The sequence below is a fragment of the Neisseria mucosa genome (assembly GCF_003044445.1).
GTDB classification, from domain to species: domain Bacteria; phylum Pseudomonadota; class Gammaproteobacteria; order Burkholderiales; family Neisseriaceae; genus Neisseria; species Neisseria mucosa_A.
This window is the reverse complement of the sequence record NZ_POWX01000001.1, coordinates 174,849-190,529: the sequence shown is the minus strand read 5'-3', so window position 1 is coordinate 190,529 and position 15,681 is coordinate 174,849. Positions and strand designations below refer to the sequence as shown.

The following is a 15,681-nucleotide window of genomic DNA, read 5'->3' as shown; positions in this document are numbered from 1 at the left end:
ATTGCCTGCTGGTGGGTCGCTAGGCCGACCTGAAAACCGTTTGTAAAGCTACTTGTCTCCGTAAGGGTTGCTTTCAAACGGTTTTCGCCTTTTTATAGTGTATTAACTTTAAACCAGTACGGCGTTGCCTCGCCTTGCCGTACTATCTGTACTGTCTGCGGCTTCGCCGCCTTGTCCTGATTTAAATTTAATCCACTATAAAGCTGTTTTCCCATAAAAAAACGCACCTTATTGCAAGGTGCGTTTTGATTTGTACGGCTTAGAATTTGGCGCCAGATTGGTTTGCCATATAGTCAGCCGCCGCTTTGACTTCGTCGTCGCTCAGGCTGGTGTTGCCGCCTTTTGCCGGCATGGTGTTGAAGCCTTCGAGTGCGTGTTTGTGCAAGGTTTCTTTGCCTTGTTTGATGCGCGGAGCCCAGTCGTCATTTTTACCGACAACCGGAGCGCCCGGGATGGTACCGCCGTGGCACATTTTACAGTTGGCTTCAAAAACGGCTTTACCGTCCACTTTAGCAGAAGAAGCATCTGCTGGTTTTTCTTCCGGTTTGGCTTCAGCAGGAGCCGCTTCTTTCACTTCTGACGCAGCTTTGTCGGCAGCCTCTTCTACCTTGCTTGCAGCTTCTTGAGCGGCAGAAGCAACAGTATCAACGGCAGAAGCAGTAGCGTCTTTAACATCGGAGGCAACGGTGGTAGCCGCTTCCTTAGTTTCTTGTTTGGCCTCTTGGGAACAAGCTGTCAATGCAGCCATCATCATTGCAGCAATTAGTAATTTGTTCATGTCCTATCCTTCTTAAATTTTTTTGGTTAAGGTACTGTTTATTAAACAGCTAAAAAATTTTAACACATATAATATGAATGTTTTTACTCATGTAGCGGGTTGTAGTGATAAATATTGGCATAAATCATATTTTGTGCTGAAAAAAGACAAAAAATGTTGGCATCGCACGACCATTCCTATAAAACCGCCAGCTTATTGGGCAGTTTTAACCGCGTCTGCCGCTCCTTCAAATCCGCACATATCCCGCCAAATTTCAAAAGCCGAGCTTAAAAACTCGGCTTTTTTACGGGCTTTCCACTTCATAGAAAATTCATCTTCAACGGCGATCAATCCGTGCTTCCTCTTATGAAAAAGGTCGTCTGAAATCCAAAATCAGGTTTCAGACGACCTTTTTACCTTATCCGCCAGCCTCAAAACATTTTTTTCATGGCTTTATGAATAAGGTCGAGTTGTTTTTTATATTCGCGACAATGGGGACAGATCAGCAGGTGGCTGCCTAAAAAGACACGTTCGGGAACAGTCAGGCGGGTTTCGTCCTGTTGTTTGGAGAGCAGGTAGGCGGCTTTGCGGCATTTGTTCATCGTGGTTTCCTAACTGGCTTAACCGGCATATTCTGTATTGCCGAACCATTTGATTTGCAGGCATTGGCGCAGGGTTTCGCGGGCGCGGTGCATGATGGTGTGGTAGTTGGACGTGCTGATGCCGCATTGCTCGCGGATTTCGTCGGACGAGAAACCGAGGATTTCTTTCATGGTAAATACGCGGGCGGTGTTTTCGGGCATTTGGTAGAGGCAGGTTTGCAGGATTTCACGAAACTCTTTATTGTCCAACGTTTTTTCGGGCGAGGCCCAAGTTTGCGGATGGCCGTCCGCCATCCAATGTCCGTCTGATGCAAACCGTTCTTCAAAGATTTCGTCCAACATTTCTTCCGCAGGCGTAGCGAATACTTCGCGCTGCCGTCCAAGTTGGCGCAGGCAGTCGGTGATTTTGTTTTTCAGAATGGCAAACAACCAACTGCCGACTTGTGCATCACCTTTGAAACCTTCGGCAGCGCGGTAGGCGGAAAGCATGGTTTCCTGCACAAGGTCTTCCGCCAAATCGGGGCGGTCGGGCAACTGGATGCGGGCGAAACGCAGGAGCAGCTTGCGGGATTCGGCAAGCTCGGCGTCAGTCAATTCGGGGAAGGGCATAATGTATTATTATCGAATGAATGGGTACGGATTTTACGCCGATATGGGAAAGGCGTGTGATGAAACAGACGGATGCACAGACTCTGCCTTTCAGACGACCTGATACATTTCTTAACTGTCCAGCGTAAAAAGACGTACAAAAACCAAGCTGCCGCGGTCTAATCATTTATAATTTCATGAAAATAAAAACAAGGATTTCACATCATGGCCAAAAAATTTCCCATCTTCCCCAAAGCGCCGGAGCGCATCTGCTGGGGTTGCGACAAATATTGCAAAGACGACGATTTGCAGTGCGGCAACGGCTGCGAGCGCATCCAGCACCCCATCGAATTGGACGGGCGCGAGTGGTATAAAAAAGGCGACTGGAGCAATTTGTTGAGCGAAGAGCAGCAAATCGAACTGGGCTTGAAAGAAGCCCCCAAACCTGCCAAGCCGCATATCAAACTGCCGTTGCGGAACAAAACGGCTTAAGCACCCCGCCAAACTTAAGGGGTCGTCTGAAAACCGAAGGGGCGCAATCATGCGCCCTTATCTTTATTTCAACGATGCACCAATGCAATCGAATCCGCCCGCGCCGAACCGCTACTGCCCATCTCTATAACAAACATACTGAATTTTAAATATGGTATATCATCCAATTCCGTCATTCCCGCGCAGGCGGGAATCCATCGTAAAACTTGAGAAACCTTGATTTGGAAAATCAGTTTCTGAATTTAAAAAATGGATTTCCGCCTGCGCGGGAATGACGGCAACAGAAACAACAACGGTTCAAACCTCCTATCCCGATACAGCCTCCCTGACCAAAGGTCGTCTGAAAACGCCAAAATATGCTTTTCAGACGACCTCTCCCATCTCTCCCGAACCCGCCTCCGAAAAATGCTAAAATAACAAATTCATAAGCAAATCCACCTTTTCAGACGACCTCGATGCTCACCGATTTAGAAAAAAACGCCATCCGCGACCATTACCAAAATATCGGCAAAAACCTGCCCGGTTTCCGTCCGCGCGCTTCGCAGCGGGAAATGATTGCGGCGGTTGCCAACGCTTTTTCGCGGACGTTGACGCGCGAAGAAGGCGGCGAGCCGCCCAAGCGCGAGGGTGAGAGCATTGCCGTAATCGAAGGGCCGACCGGCGTGGGCAAATCGCTTGCCTACCTGCTCTCGGGCGGCATTATGGCGCAGACACGCGGCAAGCGGCTGATTGTGAGCAGCGCGACGGTTGCTTTGCAGGAGCAGTTGGTTGACCGCGACCTGCCGTTTTTGGTGGAAAAAAGCGGTTTGGAACTGACCTTCGCGCTTGCCAAAGGGCGCGGCCGCTATCTCTGCCCCTACAAACTCTACCAACTCACGCAAAGCAACGCCCAGCAAAACCTGCTCGGCTTCGAAGCCCCCGCCGTCTTGTGGGACAGCAAACCCAAGCCCGAAGAATTGAAGCTGCTGCGCGACATCGCCGACGAATTTTCCGCCCGTCGGTTCAACGGCGACCGCGACACTTGGCCGGAAAAAATCGACGACACCATCTGGATGAAGGTGAACAACGACAACTACGGCTGCCTCAAAACCGCCTGTCCCAACCGTCCGGAATGCCCGTTTTACCTTGCCCGCGACACGCTGGAAACCGTCGATGTCGTCGTAACCAACCATGATTTGCTGATGGTCGACATCAGCATGGGCGGCGGCGTGATTTTGCCCGACCCTGAAAACAGCTTCTACTGCATCGACGAAGCGCACCACCTGCCCAAGAAAGCACTCAGCCAGTTTGCCGCCGAGCATTCGTGGAACCAAGCCGTGTGGGTGTTGGAAAAACTGCCGCAGGTTACCGGCAAAATCGCCGCGCTTACCGACAAAGGCGAATTGGCGAACCTTGCCGACGAAGCCGCCGCCGCGCTGCTCGAAAGCCTGCACGAATGGCAGTTCCACCTCGCTGAAGAGCCTTCTTTGAGCTTGGGGTCGTCTGAAAACGACAGACGGACAAACAGCGAACCGACTTGGCTGTGGGAAGACGGCAAAATCCCCGAAGGTCTCGAAACCACCGTTTCCAACACCGCCATCGCCGCCCGCAGCCTCTACAAACACATCAACAGCCTCAACGACGCCCTCTCCGCCGCCCGCCGCGACAAAGACCAAAACAGCGCGCAAATCGACCGCCTGAGTACAGAATTCGGCGTATTCCGCGCCCGCGTCGAACAAATCACCGCCACATGGGACTTGCTCTCCACCGTCCCCCTCGAGGGCGAAGAACCGCTGGCAAAATGGATTACCCGCCGCGCCGACGACAAAAACGACTACATTTTCAACGCCAGCCCCATCAGCAGCGCATCTCACCTCGCCAACAGCCTGTGGCGGCGCGCGGCAGGCGCAGTGTTGACCTCCGCCACCCTGCAATCCTTGGGCAGCTTCAACCTGATTCTGCGTCAAACCGGACTGCAATGGCTGCCCGAAACCACCACCCTCGCCCTAGAAAGCCCGTTTGATTTCGACGCGCAAGGCGAACTCTACATCCCGCCGGTGCACGCCAGTCCCAAAGACCCCGCCGCGCACACCGCCGCCATCGTCGAATGGCTGCCCAAGCTCATTTCGCCCACCGAAGCCATCGGCACACTCGTCCTGTTTTCCTCGCGCAAACAAATGCAGGATGTCGCCCTGCGCCTGCCCGACGACTACCTGCCGCTCTTGCTCGTACAAGGCGAATTGCCCAAAGCCGTCCTCCTGCAAAAACACCACCAAGCCATAGAAGAAGGCAAAGCCAGCATCATCTTCGGACTCGACAGCTTCGCCGAAGGACTCGACCTGCCCGGCACCGCCTGCGTGCAAGTCATCATCGCCAAACTCCCCTTCGCCATGCCCGACAACCCCATCGAAAAAACCCAAAACCGCTGGATAGAACAGCGCGGCGGCAACCCCTTCATCGAAATCACCGTCCCCGAAGCCGGCATCAAACTCATCCAAGCCGTCGGCCGCCTCATCCGCACCGAACAAGACTACGGCCGCGTGACCATCCTCGACAACCGCGTCAAAACGCAGCGATACGGCCAACAATTACTAGCCAGCCTGCCGCCGTTTAAAAGGATAGGTTGAAACCCATAAAAGAGGTCGTCTGAAACTCAAAATCCAGTTTCAGACGACCTCTTTTCAAACCCGTATCCCTCAATAAAGCTCTAACGGCACATCCAGCAATGCCTGCGCGTTTTCAATCTGCGCGGCGCAGGCGTAAACCTGTGGCAGGACGTGGGCGCAATAGACGCGGGCGTTGTGTTGCTGCGCGGCGTAGAAACCGCTGCCGAAACCGTCGGCGTCTTCCGCTTGGGCGGCTGCGGCGGCAAGGTAGGCGCGGGCGAGTCCGATGGCGCCGAGCGTCAGCCCCATTTGTTGCAGGTAGGCGTTGGACGCGGCGGCGGCGAGGGCGGGACGGTCGGCGTATCCGACCATGCGGGCGATGCTTTGTTCCGCTGTTTCAATGGCTTGCGCCAGTTGCTGCGCGGCGGCGGGTTCGGCGGCGGCGAGTTTGTCCGCCAGTTCTTTGCCTTCGGCGAGCAGTTTCAAGGGCAGCGCGCCGTTTTTGCCGGTGGTTTTGCGGCCTGCCAAATCGGCTGCCTGTATGCCGTTGGTGCCTTCGTAAATCGGCGTAATCCGCACGTCGCGCAGGTATTGCGCCACGCCGCTTTCTTCAACGTAGCCCGCGCCGCCGTAAATCTGGACGGCGAGGTTGGTTAGGACGACGCCGTTGTCGGTCGGCCAGGCTTTGACGATGGGAATCAGGAAATCCAGTTCGCGCTCGGCTTCTTTGCGCAATACGTTGTCGGGGCAGGCGGCGGCAAAATCGGTCAGGGCGGCGGCGCGCAGATACAGGGCGCGTTGGGCGGCAAGCGTTGCCTTTTGTATCAACAACATACGGCGCACGTCGGGATGGCGGATAATCGCCACGTCGTCTGAACCGTCCGCCTCGTCGCGTCCCTGCACGCGCTCTTTCGCATAGGCGAGCGCGTTTTGGTAGGCGCGTTCGGCGACGGCGTGGCCTTCGATGCCGACGTTCAGCCGCGCGGTTTTCATCATGGTAAACATATACGCCAAACCCTTGCCCGCCCTGCCGACCAGATAACCTTCGGCGTTGTCGAACTCCATCGTACAGGTCGGGCTGGCGTGTATGCCGAGCTTGTGTTCGATGCCGATGGCGCGCACGCCGTTGCGTCCGCCCAAGCTGCCGTCCGCGTTCACCAAATATTTCGGCACGATAAACATCGACACGCCCTGCACGCCCGGCGCGGCATCGGGCAGGCGCGCGAGCACCAGATGGACGATGTTTTCCGTCATTTCCTGATCGCCCCAAGTGATGAAGATTTTCTGACCGCTGAGGGCATACGCGCCGTTTTCTTTCGGCACGGCGCGGGTGGCGATGTGGTTCAAATCCGAACCCGCCTGCGGTTCGCTCAAATTCATCGTTCCCGCCCATTCGCCGCTGCACATTTTCGGCAGATAGGTCTGTTTCTGCTCCTCGCTGCCGTGTTTGAACAGCGCGTCCACCGCCCCCAGCGTCAGCATCGGCATCAGCGACAGGGCGAGGTTGGCGGCGCACCACATCTCTTCACACGCCGCCGACACGACCGCCGGCAGCCCCTGTCCGCCAAACTCCGCCGGCGCGCGCAAACCCGCCCAACCCGCTTCGCAGAAATCATAGTAGGCACGCGCCAAATCGGGATGGGTGGTAATCACGTCGTCTGAAAAACCCGCGCCGTAGAGGTCGCCGGTGCGGTTGGTGCCCGCCCATTGCTCCGAGGCAAACCGCGCCGCCTCGTCCAACACCGCATCCACCGTTTCCACATCCAAACCTTCCGCATGGGGCAGTTGCAGGATTTCGTCCAACCTGCCGTGCACGCGGATGCCGAAACGCAATTCGTTTACAGGGGCCGTGTAGCTCATGGAATCTCTCCGAAGTGAATGATTTGAAATGGATTTAGGATAAATTGGTATAGTTATACTAATCCTAAACCACAGGTTTGCAAAGCGCAGACTTTCAGACGACCTCGGGCAGAATGCAAACCTATCCTTTTATTTTTAAACAAATTATTTCAAATCAGGCAGCATGGGCGGAGCGCAACAGGTTTGAGCGCGGTCAAAGTAGGCGGAGGTCGTCTGAAAAGGCGGTTTCAATGAAATGGGAAAGGGAGGGCAAGTTTTTCAGACGACCTTTTGTCCGTCTTTATCAGTAAGAATCTGCTAAAATCGCCCGTTTCCCACTTCAACCTGACAGCAGCAATACATGAATATCTTTTATGAAGAGTCCGGCCAATTCAAAGTCGCCGCCATCGTCCAAAAAAACGACGCCACCTACCAAGTCGATACCCAACACGGCAAACGCACCAAAGTGAAGGCGAACAACGTCTTTACCGAGTTCGACGGCGACATGGCGGCGTTTTTGGAAAACGCGCAGGCGCAGGCGGCGGACATCGACACCGATTTATTGTGGGAAGTATGCGGCGAAGAAGAATTTTCCGCCGAGGCGATTGCCGAAGAATATTACGGCCATGCGCCGACCAAAACCGAGCTGGCGGCGACCTTGATTGCGCTGTACGCCGCGCCGATGTATTTCTACAAAAAAGCCAAAGGCGTGTTCAAAGCCGCGCCCGAAGAAACTTTGAAACAGGCACTTGCCGCCATCGAACGCAAAAAACAGCAAGACGCGCAAATCGACGCTTGGGCGGAAGCCTTGAAACGCGGCGAGATGCCGTCTGAAATCGCGGCGGATTTGAAAACCATCCTGCACGCGCCCGACAAGCAGTCGCTGACCTACAAAGCCTTTACCAAAGCCGCCGACGCGCTGAAAACCTCCGCCTATGAATTGGCGAAAAAAACAGGCGGCATTACGTCCATTCCCCAATATCTGCAAGACGGGTTTGAAATCAAATACTTCCCCAAAGGAACAGGTTTCCCCGACCTCCCCCTGCCCGACCTGCCCGACCTGCCCAAGGCCGACGTTACCGCCTTTTCCATCGACGACGAATCGACCACCGAAGTGGACGACGCCTTGAGCCTGACCGATTTGGGCAACGGCACGAAACGCGTCGGCATCCACATCGCCGCACCGTCGCTCGCCGTTAAACCGGGCGACAAAATGGAAAAAAACATCATGGAACGCTTGAGCACGGTCTATTTTCCTGGCGGCAAAATCACCATGCTGCCCGAAAACTGGATTGCCGCGTTCAGCCTCGATGCGGGCGCGTACCGTCCTGCCGTCAGCATTTATTTTGATGTGGACAGCGAGTTCAACGTCGGCGAGCCGACCTGCAAAATCGAAGCCGTCAACATCGCTGAAAACCTGCGCATTCAAACCATCGAGCCGCATTTCAACGCTGAAACCGGCTTGGACGAAGCCGGCGAAATGATGTTCGCCCACCATCAAGACCTGATTTGGTTCCACCAATTCGCCGTCGCCCTGCAAAAAGCACGCGGCAAATACGAACCCGACCGCGCGCCGCAATACGATTACAGCATCGAATTGGATGAAGCAGGCAAAGTCTCCGTCGTCCGCCGCGAACGCGGTTCGCCCATCGATATGCTGGTCAGCGAAATGATGATTTTGGCTAACAGCACTTGGGCGCAGATGCTCCATGACAACGACCTGCCCGGCCTCTTCCGCGTGCAACCCGCCGGAAAAGTGCGCATGAGCACCAAATCCGAGCCGCACATCGGCATGGGCGTGCAACATTACGGCTGGTTCACCTCGCCGCTGCGCCGCGCCGCCGACTACATCAATCAAAAACAACTCCTCAGCCTGATAGACGACACCGCCGAGCCGCTCTTCCAGCAAAGCGATGCCGAACTCTTCGCCGCACTGCGCGATTTCGACACCGCCTACGCCGCCTACGCCGATTTCCAACGGCAGATGGAAGCCTACTGGAGCCTCGTGTACCTGCAACAGCAAGGCACAAGCGAGCTGACCGCAACCATCCTCAAAGAAGACCTCGTCCGCATCGAAGGCCTGCCGCTGGTAACGCGCGCCACCGGCATCCCGTTTGACGCGCTGCCTAAAACGCAAGTCCTGCTCAAAATCACCGAGCTTGACCCCGAAAAGCAATTTATCGCGCTGAATTATGTGAAAGCCGTTGCCCCTGCGGTTGCGTAAGTTTGCCGTTATGAAAAAAGGTCGTCTGAAAAACCTGTTTTACAAGTTTTCAGACGACGTTTTTTTATTTCACAAAGACAATTCCGATTGCCTACCCTATCTCAACAACTCATCCGTTATCCGTTGCAAAAATTCGATGCGTTCGGGTTTGGCTTCGCCTGCTTCTGCGGCGGCTTTGACGGCGCAGCCGGGTTCGGCGCGGTGGGTGCAGTTGTGGAAGCGGCATTGCCCGACGAGGTGGAGCAGGTCGGGGAAGTATTGCAGCAGGTCGGCGGCTTGGAGGTGGTGCAGGCCAAATTCTTGCAAACCGGGTGAGTCGATTAATTGGGTTGCTTCGTTTAAATCGTAAAGCTGGGCGTGGGTAGTGGTGTGTTTGCCTGAATCGAGCGCGGTGGAGATGTCGCCGGTGCGGGCGGTTTGGTTGCCCAAGAGGGCGTTGGTCAGGGTGGATTTGCCCATGCCGCTTTGTCCGAGCAGGATGTTGGTATGCCCTTGCAGGACGGGGCGCAGGACGTCGGCGTTTTCCAATGCGCGGGTTTCGATGACGGGATAACCGAGCGTTTCGTAGAATTTGAGTTTTTCGCGCCAGAGGGCGGTTTCGGGCAGGTCGGCTTTGTTCAGGACGATGACGGCTTGGATGCCCGCGGCTTCGGCGGCTAGGAGGGCGCGTTGCAGCAGGGCTTCACTGGGAGAGGGAACGGCGGCGGTAACGATAAGGAGCTGGCTGACGTTGGCGGCGATGAGCTTGGTTTTCCAAGCGTCTTGGCGGTAGAGCAGGCTTTCGCGCGGCAGGTAGTCTTCGATGACGGCTTGTTCGGCGTTGAGGTTTTGGATATGCACGCGGTCGCCGCAGGCGAAGTCCACCCGCTTTTTGCGCGTGCTGGCTTCGTAGGTTTTGCCGTCGGGCGTGCGCACGATGTAGCGGCGGCCGTAGCTGGTAATGATTTGAGCGGTATCGGTCATGAACGGTTGGATCGGGTGGATTGGATAAAGGGAATATTCGCAGCGGCATGGCAGCCTTGCGGCGAAAAGGTATTGTACCGAAATAGGCAGGGGTCGTCTGAAACGATTCTATAGTGGATTAAATTTAAACCAGTACGGCGTTGCCTCGCCTTGTCCTGATTTAAATTTAATCCACTATATATCGGGTTAACTGGAAACCGATACGGCGTTGCCGCTTGTCTTGATTTCAACTCACCCGCGAGATTCGGAAGGTTTTCAGACGACCTCTCAACCCGTCACAATCCGAGCGACCACGCGTTGACGCCTTCGGAAAAATCTTCCAAGCGGTTTTCGTAATGCGCGAAGATTTCTTCGATGATTTCGTCTTCGCCGTCGATCAGTCGGATTAAATCCATATCTGCTTCCGAAATCAGCCCGCGCCCGAGCAGCTCTTTGCGTATCCAGTCCAACAAGCCCGACCAGAAATCCTTGCCCACCAAGATAATCGGACGGTCGGGCGTTTTGCCTGTCTGCACCAGCGTCAGGCTTTCAAACAATTCGTCCAGCGTGCCGAAGCCGCCGGGCATGACGACATACGCAACCGCGTGTTTCACAAACATCACTTTGCGCGGGAAGAAATGTTGGAACTTGATGGACAAATCCTGATACGGATTGGCTTTTTGCTCGTGCGGCAACACGATATTCAGCCCCACCGCCGGGCTTGCGCCCGCAAACGCGCCCTTGTTCGCCGCTTCCATAATCCCCGGCCCGCCGCCCGAAATAACGGAAAAACCGGCATCCGAGAGCTTGCGCGCCAGCCGCAGCGTAAATTCGTAGTCGGGATGGTTTTCCGGCGTGCGCGCACTGCCGTAAATGCTGACCGCAGGCTGAATTGCCCGCAGCTCCTCGCCCGCCTCGACAAATTCCGAAATAATCTTCAAAACATGATACGACTCCCGCGCCTGAATCTCGCGGCGCGCCTCATCGGTCAGCATAGGCTTGGGCAGTTTTTTGAGCAGGCTCACAGTTTTTCCTTCATCTTGTTGAACCCCCACATTGTAACCGACAGAACCCGAGGTCGTCTGAAAACGCAAACATGAACGGCAGCAAGTGTTCCTTATTTGAACCGAATCATGCGTTCCAGCCCAAGATTGCCATTGCAGCCGCGACCGCTTGCGTTACAATCCCCCATTTCCGCCCATATCCTGCCATGCTCGACATCCTCTACCGCGACAGCCGCACCATCGCCGTCAACAAACCCGCTGGAATGCTCGTCCACCGAAGCTGGCTCGACCGCCACGAAACACAGTTCGTCATGCAGACCCTGCGCGACCAAATCGGACAACACGTCTATCCCGCCCACCGCCTCGACCGCCCCACATCCGGCGTCCTCCTGTTTGCCCTTGACCCCGAAGCCGCCCGCCTGCTGACGCAGCAGTTCGAACAAAAAACCACACGCAAAACCTACTGGGCAATCGTGCGCGGATATTTGCCCGACGACGGACTCATCGACTACCCCCTCAAATATCAGCCCGACAAAATCGCCGAATCCCAAACCGAAGCCACCCTCCAAGAAGCCCAAACCCGATACCGCTGCCTTGCGCGCACCGAATTGCCCTTCCAATCCGCCGCCCGCTACCCGACCTCGCGCTACTCGTGGGCAGAACTCATCCCGCACACAGGCCGCAAACACCAACTGCGCCGCCACATGAAACACATCTTCCACCCCATCGTCGGCGACACCAACTACGGCGACCTGCGCCAAAATCACGCCACCGCCGCCCACCTCGGCCCCACCCGCCTCATGCTCCACGCCCGAAGCCTGTCGTTCCAAAGCATCGAAAACGGCGAAATCCTGACCGTCTGTGCCGATACCGACGAAAGCTGGCAGATTTGGCTGGATGCGTTTGAAGCGTAAGTGAAAAGTCGTACCGACAGGCAGATTGGTTATGCTGCAAAGCCGGACACGGTTTTCAGACGACCTTTATTAATCAAAACACGCTTGAGATAACCTAACCCCGTAGCGTGGGCTTTGCCCGCGAGCTTTGCTGTCCGTCAGTCTGATTCGGGTATTTGTGCTGACATCTGCTTCGCGGGTAGAACCCGCGCTACGTTTGTTTTGAGGGTGTCTTATCTATTTACTGTTCTGATTAAGAAGTGGGATTTAAGAACGTGTTCATTGTCTCAGCCTCTGCTGTAAACTATCGGCATGAACAGAAAAACCTACCCAAGCGATATCAGTCGCGAGCAATTTGCGCCTCTCCTTCCCCTGCTGGAAAGTGCCCGTAAACGCACAGCGCCACGCCAGGTGGACTTGTACGATGTCTTTTGTGCCATTCTCTACCTGCAACGCACTGGCTGCTCCTGGCGCGCTTTGCCGGGCGACTTCCCCAAATGGCGCACCGTGCATTCCTACTTCCAGAGATGGACCAAACCACGCGAGAGTGGCATCAGCATCCTTGAGGAAGCATTAAAAAAATCAGGTAGTTGCGGAGCGCCGCAAGCAGGGGCGCCATGAAGCAACTACTTTCCTGATTATTGATGCGCAGAGTGTGAAGAACACGGATACCGCCATGGAAAAAGGCTACGATGCGGGCAAGAAGGTTAGCGGTATCAAGCGACATATAGCGGTTGACACGCAAGGTTTGCCGCATGCCCTTGCGGTAACGACGGCGGATGTTACGGATAGAAAAGGCTGCCTGGTGGCATTGGAACGTGGGCGGGATAATCTTGGTGCGATACAAAAAATCCTTGCTGACGGTGGTTACACGGGTAAGGCATTTGCTTCGTCGGTACAGGAGTTGATTGGTGCGGAGGTAGAGATTGCCAAACGAAACGAATTGCACCGTTTTGCAGTATTGCCGAAGCGATGGGTAGTAGAGCGCAGCTTTTCCTGGTTGGAAAAGAACAGGCGGCTTTGGAAAAACTGCGAGCGTAAGTTGAGTACCAGTCTGCAAATGGTAGCTTTGGCTTTCTTGGGAGTCCTGCTACGAAGACTATGAACACGCTCTAAGATTGAAAAAAGTCGTCTGAAAACTTTGGTTTCCCAGTTTTCAGACGACCTCGATGAATCAAAACACGCTGTGGATAAGCCGAACCCCGTAGCATGGGCTTTGCCCGCTGAATATAGTCAATTCAAATCAGCAATGTCCTCGCGTAGGCGGGGGCGGGAATGACAGCTAGTGGCGAGTTCCGTATCAAAAACTAAGCCCGTAGCGTGGGTTTTACCCACGAATGAATAGAAATGATTGGATTCTGATGTCTGGGTTAAAAGTCGTGGGCAAAGCCCACGCTACTCTTAATATGACGAAAGGTCGTCTGAAAAACCTGAATCTTGGTTTTCAGACGACCTTTTGTTTCAACTCAATCTCAAATCATCAAGGCTGCATCAAATCCGTTTCGCCAATTCTTCCGCTTTGCCGATGTACAGCGCGGGGGTCAGGGCGAGCAGTTGGGCTTTGGCTTCGGCGGGGATTTCCAGCGATTCGATGAAGACTTTCAGCACTTCGGGCGTGATGCCGCCTTTGCCGCGTGTCAGGTCTTTCAGTTTTTCGTAAGGATTGGCGACGCCGTGGCGGCGCATCACGGTTTGAATCGGTTCGGCGAGCAACTCCCAAGTGGCATCCAAATCGGCAGCCAGTGCGGCGGGGTTGGGTTCGAGTTTGTTCAGGCCGCGCAGGTGGGCGGCGAAACCTAACACGGCATAGCCTACGCCTACGCCCATATTGCGCAGGACGGTGCTGTCGGTCAGATCGCGCTGCCAGCGGGAAACGGGCAGTTTTTCGGATAAGAAGCCCAATACGGCGTTGGCCATGCCAAGGTTGCCTTCGGAGTTTTCAAAGTCGATGGGGTTGACTTTGTGCGGCATGGTGGAAGAGCCGACTTCGCCTGCTTTGACTTTTTGTTTGAAGTAACCCAATGAAATATAACCCCAAACGTCGCGGTTGAAGTCGATCAAGATGGTGTTGATGCGGCTGAGGGTTTGGAAGAATTCAGCCATGTAGTCGTGCGGTTCGATTTGGATGGTGTAGGGGTTGAAGGCCAGACCGAGGCCGATTTCGACGAAGTTGCGGCAGTGGGTTTCCCAATCGACGTCGGGATAGGCGACCATGTGGGCGTTGTAGTTGCCGACCGCGCCGTTGATTTTGCCGAGAAATTCTTGCGCCTGAAGGTTTTTAAACTGGCGTTGCAGGCGGTACACGATGTTGGCGGTTTCTTTGCCCAAAGTGGTCGGTGTGGCGGGCTGACCGTGGGTGCGGCTCATCATGGGGACGGCGGCAAGGTCGTGCGCCATGCCGGTAAGTTTTTCGATGATTTCGGCAAGTTTCGGCAGGATGACGGTTTCGCGCGCTTCTTGCAGCATCAGGGCGTGGGACAGGTTGTTGATGTCCTCGCTGGTGCAGGCGAAGTGGATGAACTCGCTGGCGGCGGCGACTTCGGGTACGCCGGCGAAGCGTTCTTTAAGCCAGTATTCGATGGCTTTGACATCATGATTGGTGGTCGCTTCGATGGATTTGACGGCGGCTGCGTCTTCCAATGAAAAGTTTTCGATGACTTTGTCGATTTCGGCAAGCGTGAAATCGCTGAAGGCGGGAATTTCGGTGATTTTCGGTTCGGCGGCGAGGGCTTTGAGCCAGCTCAATTCGACTTTGACGCGCGCCCTCATCAGGCCGTATTCGGAGAAAATCGGACGCAATGCTTCAACGGATTTGGCGTAGCGGCCGTCTAGGGGGGAAAGTGCAGCGATAGGGTTAATCATGTCGGAGTCCTGTCGGTAGGTCGGTCAAACGGTTAAATCAAACAGTCAAATTGTTTGCAATTATACATGATTTGACCCGGCAACTTCGGGTCGTCTGAAACTACAACCTTCCCTTCAAAGCGTTTTTGACAAACGCCGCCGACTCGCGCAATACCGTGAAACCGTAGCCGCCGTAGGGCTCGGAACAAAACGGCGCGGCATACACCTGAATATCGTGTCCCTGCCACTGCTTGTCCGCCATCATCCGCGCCCGCGCCAAATGAAAACCGGCGCTGACGATGACGACGCGTGGGCTGTTTTCGATAAATTTTCGGCTGAACACGATGTTTTCAAACGTATTGCCCGCTTCCCGTTCCTGAATAATATCTGCCTTCGGTACGCCCATTTTCTCCGCAATCATCTGCATATTGCCCGCGGAAGACTGCAAATCACGGCTGATTCCTCCCGTCATCACCAGCTTCTTCACCTTGCCGGCACGATACAGCTCGACGGCCGCTTCAACGCGCGCCACCAAACAAGGATTCAGACGACCCCCTTCATAAGCACGGGTCGAAAGCACAACCGCAGCATCCGCCGGACGCACCGTATCCGCATCCAACCGCGACACCTGAAAATCGCGCCACATAATCCACAGCGGCAAAAGCGCAGCGGTAAAGAATAAAACCAATATAAAAACGAGGATTTTTTTGAACATCCGAATCCTAAAAAGATGAAAGTAGTTGGAACGCGACTGTACGGGCAGGTTCCGATTATTCCTTAATTTTACGAAATTCATACAGCAAAAGGTCGTCTGAAAACAGGATTTTCAGACGACCTTTTATTTAGGTTTAGGTTATCTTTCTGGCGTAGCGGAAAATTTGTGTGGCGGAAGAGGGTAGGGATGTATGTCGGAG

Annotated in this window: 14 protein-coding genes; 6 read left to right on the top strand and 8 right to left on the bottom strand. The window is 54.7% G+C overall.

The window, feature by feature from the left end:
• Positions 1-259: 259 nt before the first annotated feature.
• The 3 genes from DBY90_RS13515 to DBY90_RS01020 form a co-directional block, all read right to left on the bottom strand.
• Positions 260-778, bottom strand: coding sequence for a c-type cytochrome (locus tag DBY90_RS13515; RefSeq protein ID WP_070492908.1), 519 nt, complete (start codon positions 776-778; stop codon positions 260-262).
• Between the two features lie 410 nt (positions 779-1,188).
• Positions 1,189-1,359, bottom strand: coding sequence for an anti-sigma factor family protein (locus DBY90_RS12540; protein WP_141743849.1), 171 nt, complete (start codon positions 1,357-1,359; stop codon positions 1,189-1,191).
• Positions 1,360-1,377: 18 nt separating this feature from the next.
• Positions 1,378-1,968, bottom strand: a complete 591-nt coding sequence (locus tag DBY90_RS01020; protein ID WP_070492906.1) for a sigma-70 family RNA polymerase sigma factor — start codon at positions 1,966-1,968, stop codon at positions 1,378-1,380.
• 204 nt (positions 1,969-2,172) lie between these two features.
• On the opposite strand from DBY90_RS01020, the gene DBY90_RS01015 reads away from it, so the two are divergent.
• The 3 genes from DBY90_RS01015 (at position 2,173) to dinG (ending at position 5,045) form a co-directional block, all read left to right on the top strand.
• Positions 2,173-2,439, top strand: coding sequence for a DUF3079 domain-containing protein (locus DBY90_RS01015; protein ID WP_039855617.1), 267 nt, complete (start codon positions 2,173-2,175; stop codon positions 2,437-2,439).
• A 271-nt stretch (positions 2,440-2,710) separates the two neighbouring features.
• Positions 2,711-2,851, top strand: a complete 141-nt coding sequence (locus tag DBY90_RS13075) for a hypothetical protein (RefSeq protein WP_199904687.1) — start codon at positions 2,711-2,713, stop codon at positions 2,849-2,851.
• 43 nt (positions 2,852-2,894) lie between these two features.
• Positions 2,895-5,045 (top strand): ATP-dependent DNA helicase DinG, encoded by a 2,151-nt coding sequence (gene dinG / locus DBY90_RS01010; RefSeq protein WP_070492904.1) that lies wholly within the window; start codon positions 2,895-2,897, stop codon positions 5,043-5,045.
• 69 nt (positions 5,046-5,114) lie between these two features.
• On the opposite strand, the gene DBY90_RS01005 is transcribed toward dinG, so the two are convergent.
• Positions 5,115-6,884 carry an acyl-CoA dehydrogenase family protein gene (locus DBY90_RS01005; RefSeq protein WP_070492902.1) on the bottom strand — a complete coding sequence of 590 codons (1,770 nt, stop codon included), beginning with the start codon at positions 6,882-6,884 and terminating at the stop codon, positions 5,115-5,117.
• A 340-nt stretch (positions 6,885-7,224) separates the two neighbouring features.
• Here DBY90_RS01005 and DBY90_RS01000 point away from each other — a divergent pair, with 340 nt between their 5' ends.
• Complete coding sequence (locus DBY90_RS01000; RefSeq protein WP_070492900.1) at positions 7,225-9,087, top strand: ribonuclease catalytic domain-containing protein; 1,863 nt, start codon at positions 7,225-7,227, stop codon at positions 9,085-9,087.
• A 96-nt stretch (positions 9,088-9,183) separates the two neighbouring features.
• Here the strand turns inward: DBY90_RS01000 and rsgA are convergent, their stop codons facing one another.
• A complete protein-coding gene (gene rsgA, locus DBY90_RS00995) occupies positions 9,184-10,050 on the bottom strand; it encodes a ribosome small subunit-dependent GTPase A (RefSeq protein ID WP_107986405.1) in 867 nt (288 codons plus the stop codon).
• Positions 10,051-10,325: 275 nt separating this feature from the next.
• Entirely contained in the window at positions 10,326-11,054 is a 729-nt protein-coding gene (locus DBY90_RS00990; protein ID WP_039404238.1) for an LOG family protein, read from the bottom strand.
• 185 nt (positions 11,055-11,239) lie between these two features.
• Here DBY90_RS00990 and truC point away from each other — a divergent pair, with 185 nt between their 5' ends.
• Both truC and DBY90_RS00980 read left to right on the top strand, forming a co-directional pair.
• Positions 11,240-11,947, top strand: coding sequence for a tRNA pseudouridine(65) synthase TruC (truC, locus tag DBY90_RS00985; RefSeq protein WP_070492936.1), 708 nt, complete (start codon positions 11,240-11,242; stop codon positions 11,945-11,947).
• Between the two features lie 291 nt (positions 11,948-12,238).
• A protein-coding gene (locus DBY90_RS00980) for an IS5 family transposase (RefSeq protein ID WP_234403582.1) occupies positions 12,239-13,031 on the top strand; the annotation gives its coding sequence in 2 pieces (ribosomal slippage) (positions 12,239-12,502 and positions 12,504-13,031; 792 coding nt in all).
• 386 nt (positions 13,032-13,417) lie between these two features.
• On the opposite strand, the gene purB is transcribed toward DBY90_RS00980, so the two are convergent.
• Complete coding sequence (gene purB, locus DBY90_RS00975; protein WP_107986403.1) at positions 13,418-14,788, bottom strand: adenylosuccinate lyase; 1,371 nt, start codon at positions 14,786-14,788, stop codon at positions 13,418-13,420.
• 100 nt (positions 14,789-14,888) lie between these two features.
• Entirely contained in the window at positions 14,889-15,482 is a 594-nt protein-coding gene (locus tag DBY90_RS00970; RefSeq protein ID WP_107986401.1) for a YdcF family protein, read from the bottom strand.
• Positions 15,483-15,681: the final 199 nt, after the last annotated feature.

Bases quoted from the DNA above. Each gene is read 5' to 3' on its own strand.
- DBY90_RS13515 (WP_070492908.1), bottom strand. From the start codon at position 778: ATGAACAAATTACTAATTGCTGCAATGATGATGGCTGCATTGACAGCT.
- DBY90_RS12540 (WP_141743849.1), bottom strand. From the start codon at position 1,359: ATGAACAAATGCCGCAAAGCCGCCTACCTGCTCTCCAAACAACAGGAC.
- DBY90_RS01020 (WP_070492906.1), bottom strand. From the start codon at position 1,968: ATGCCCTTCCCCGAATTGACTGACGCCGAGCTTGCCGAATCCCGCAAG.
- DBY90_RS01015 (WP_039855617.1), top strand. From the start codon at position 2,173: ATGGCCAAAAAATTTCCCATCTTCCCCAAAGCGCCGGAGCGCATCTGC.
- DBY90_RS13075 (WP_199904687.1), top strand. From the start codon at position 2,711: ATGACGGCAACAGAAACAACAACGGTTCAAACCTCCTATCCCGATACA.
- dinG (WP_070492904.1), top strand. From the start codon at position 2,895: ATGCTCACCGATTTAGAAAAAAACGCCATCCGCGACCATTACCAAAAT.
- DBY90_RS01005 (WP_070492902.1), bottom strand. From the start codon at position 6,884: ATGAGCTACACGGCCCCTGTAAACGAATTGCGTTTCGGCATCCGCGTG.
- DBY90_RS01000 (WP_070492900.1), top strand. From the start codon at position 7,225: ATGAATATCTTTTATGAAGAGTCCGGCCAATTCAAAGTCGCCGCCATC.
- rsgA (WP_107986405.1), bottom strand. From the start codon at position 10,050: ATGACCGATACCGCTCAAATCATTACCAGCTACGGCCGCCGCTACATC.
- truC (WP_070492936.1), top strand. From the start codon at position 11,240: ATGCTCGACATCCTCTACCGCGACAGCCGCACCATCGCCGTCAACAAA.
- purB (WP_107986403.1), bottom strand. From the start codon at position 14,788: ATGATTAACCCTATCGCTGCACTTTCCCCCCTAGACGGCCGCTACGCC.
- DBY90_RS00970 (WP_107986401.1), bottom strand. From the start codon at position 15,482: ATGTTCAAAAAAATCCTCGTTTTTATATTGGTTTTATTCTTTACCGCT.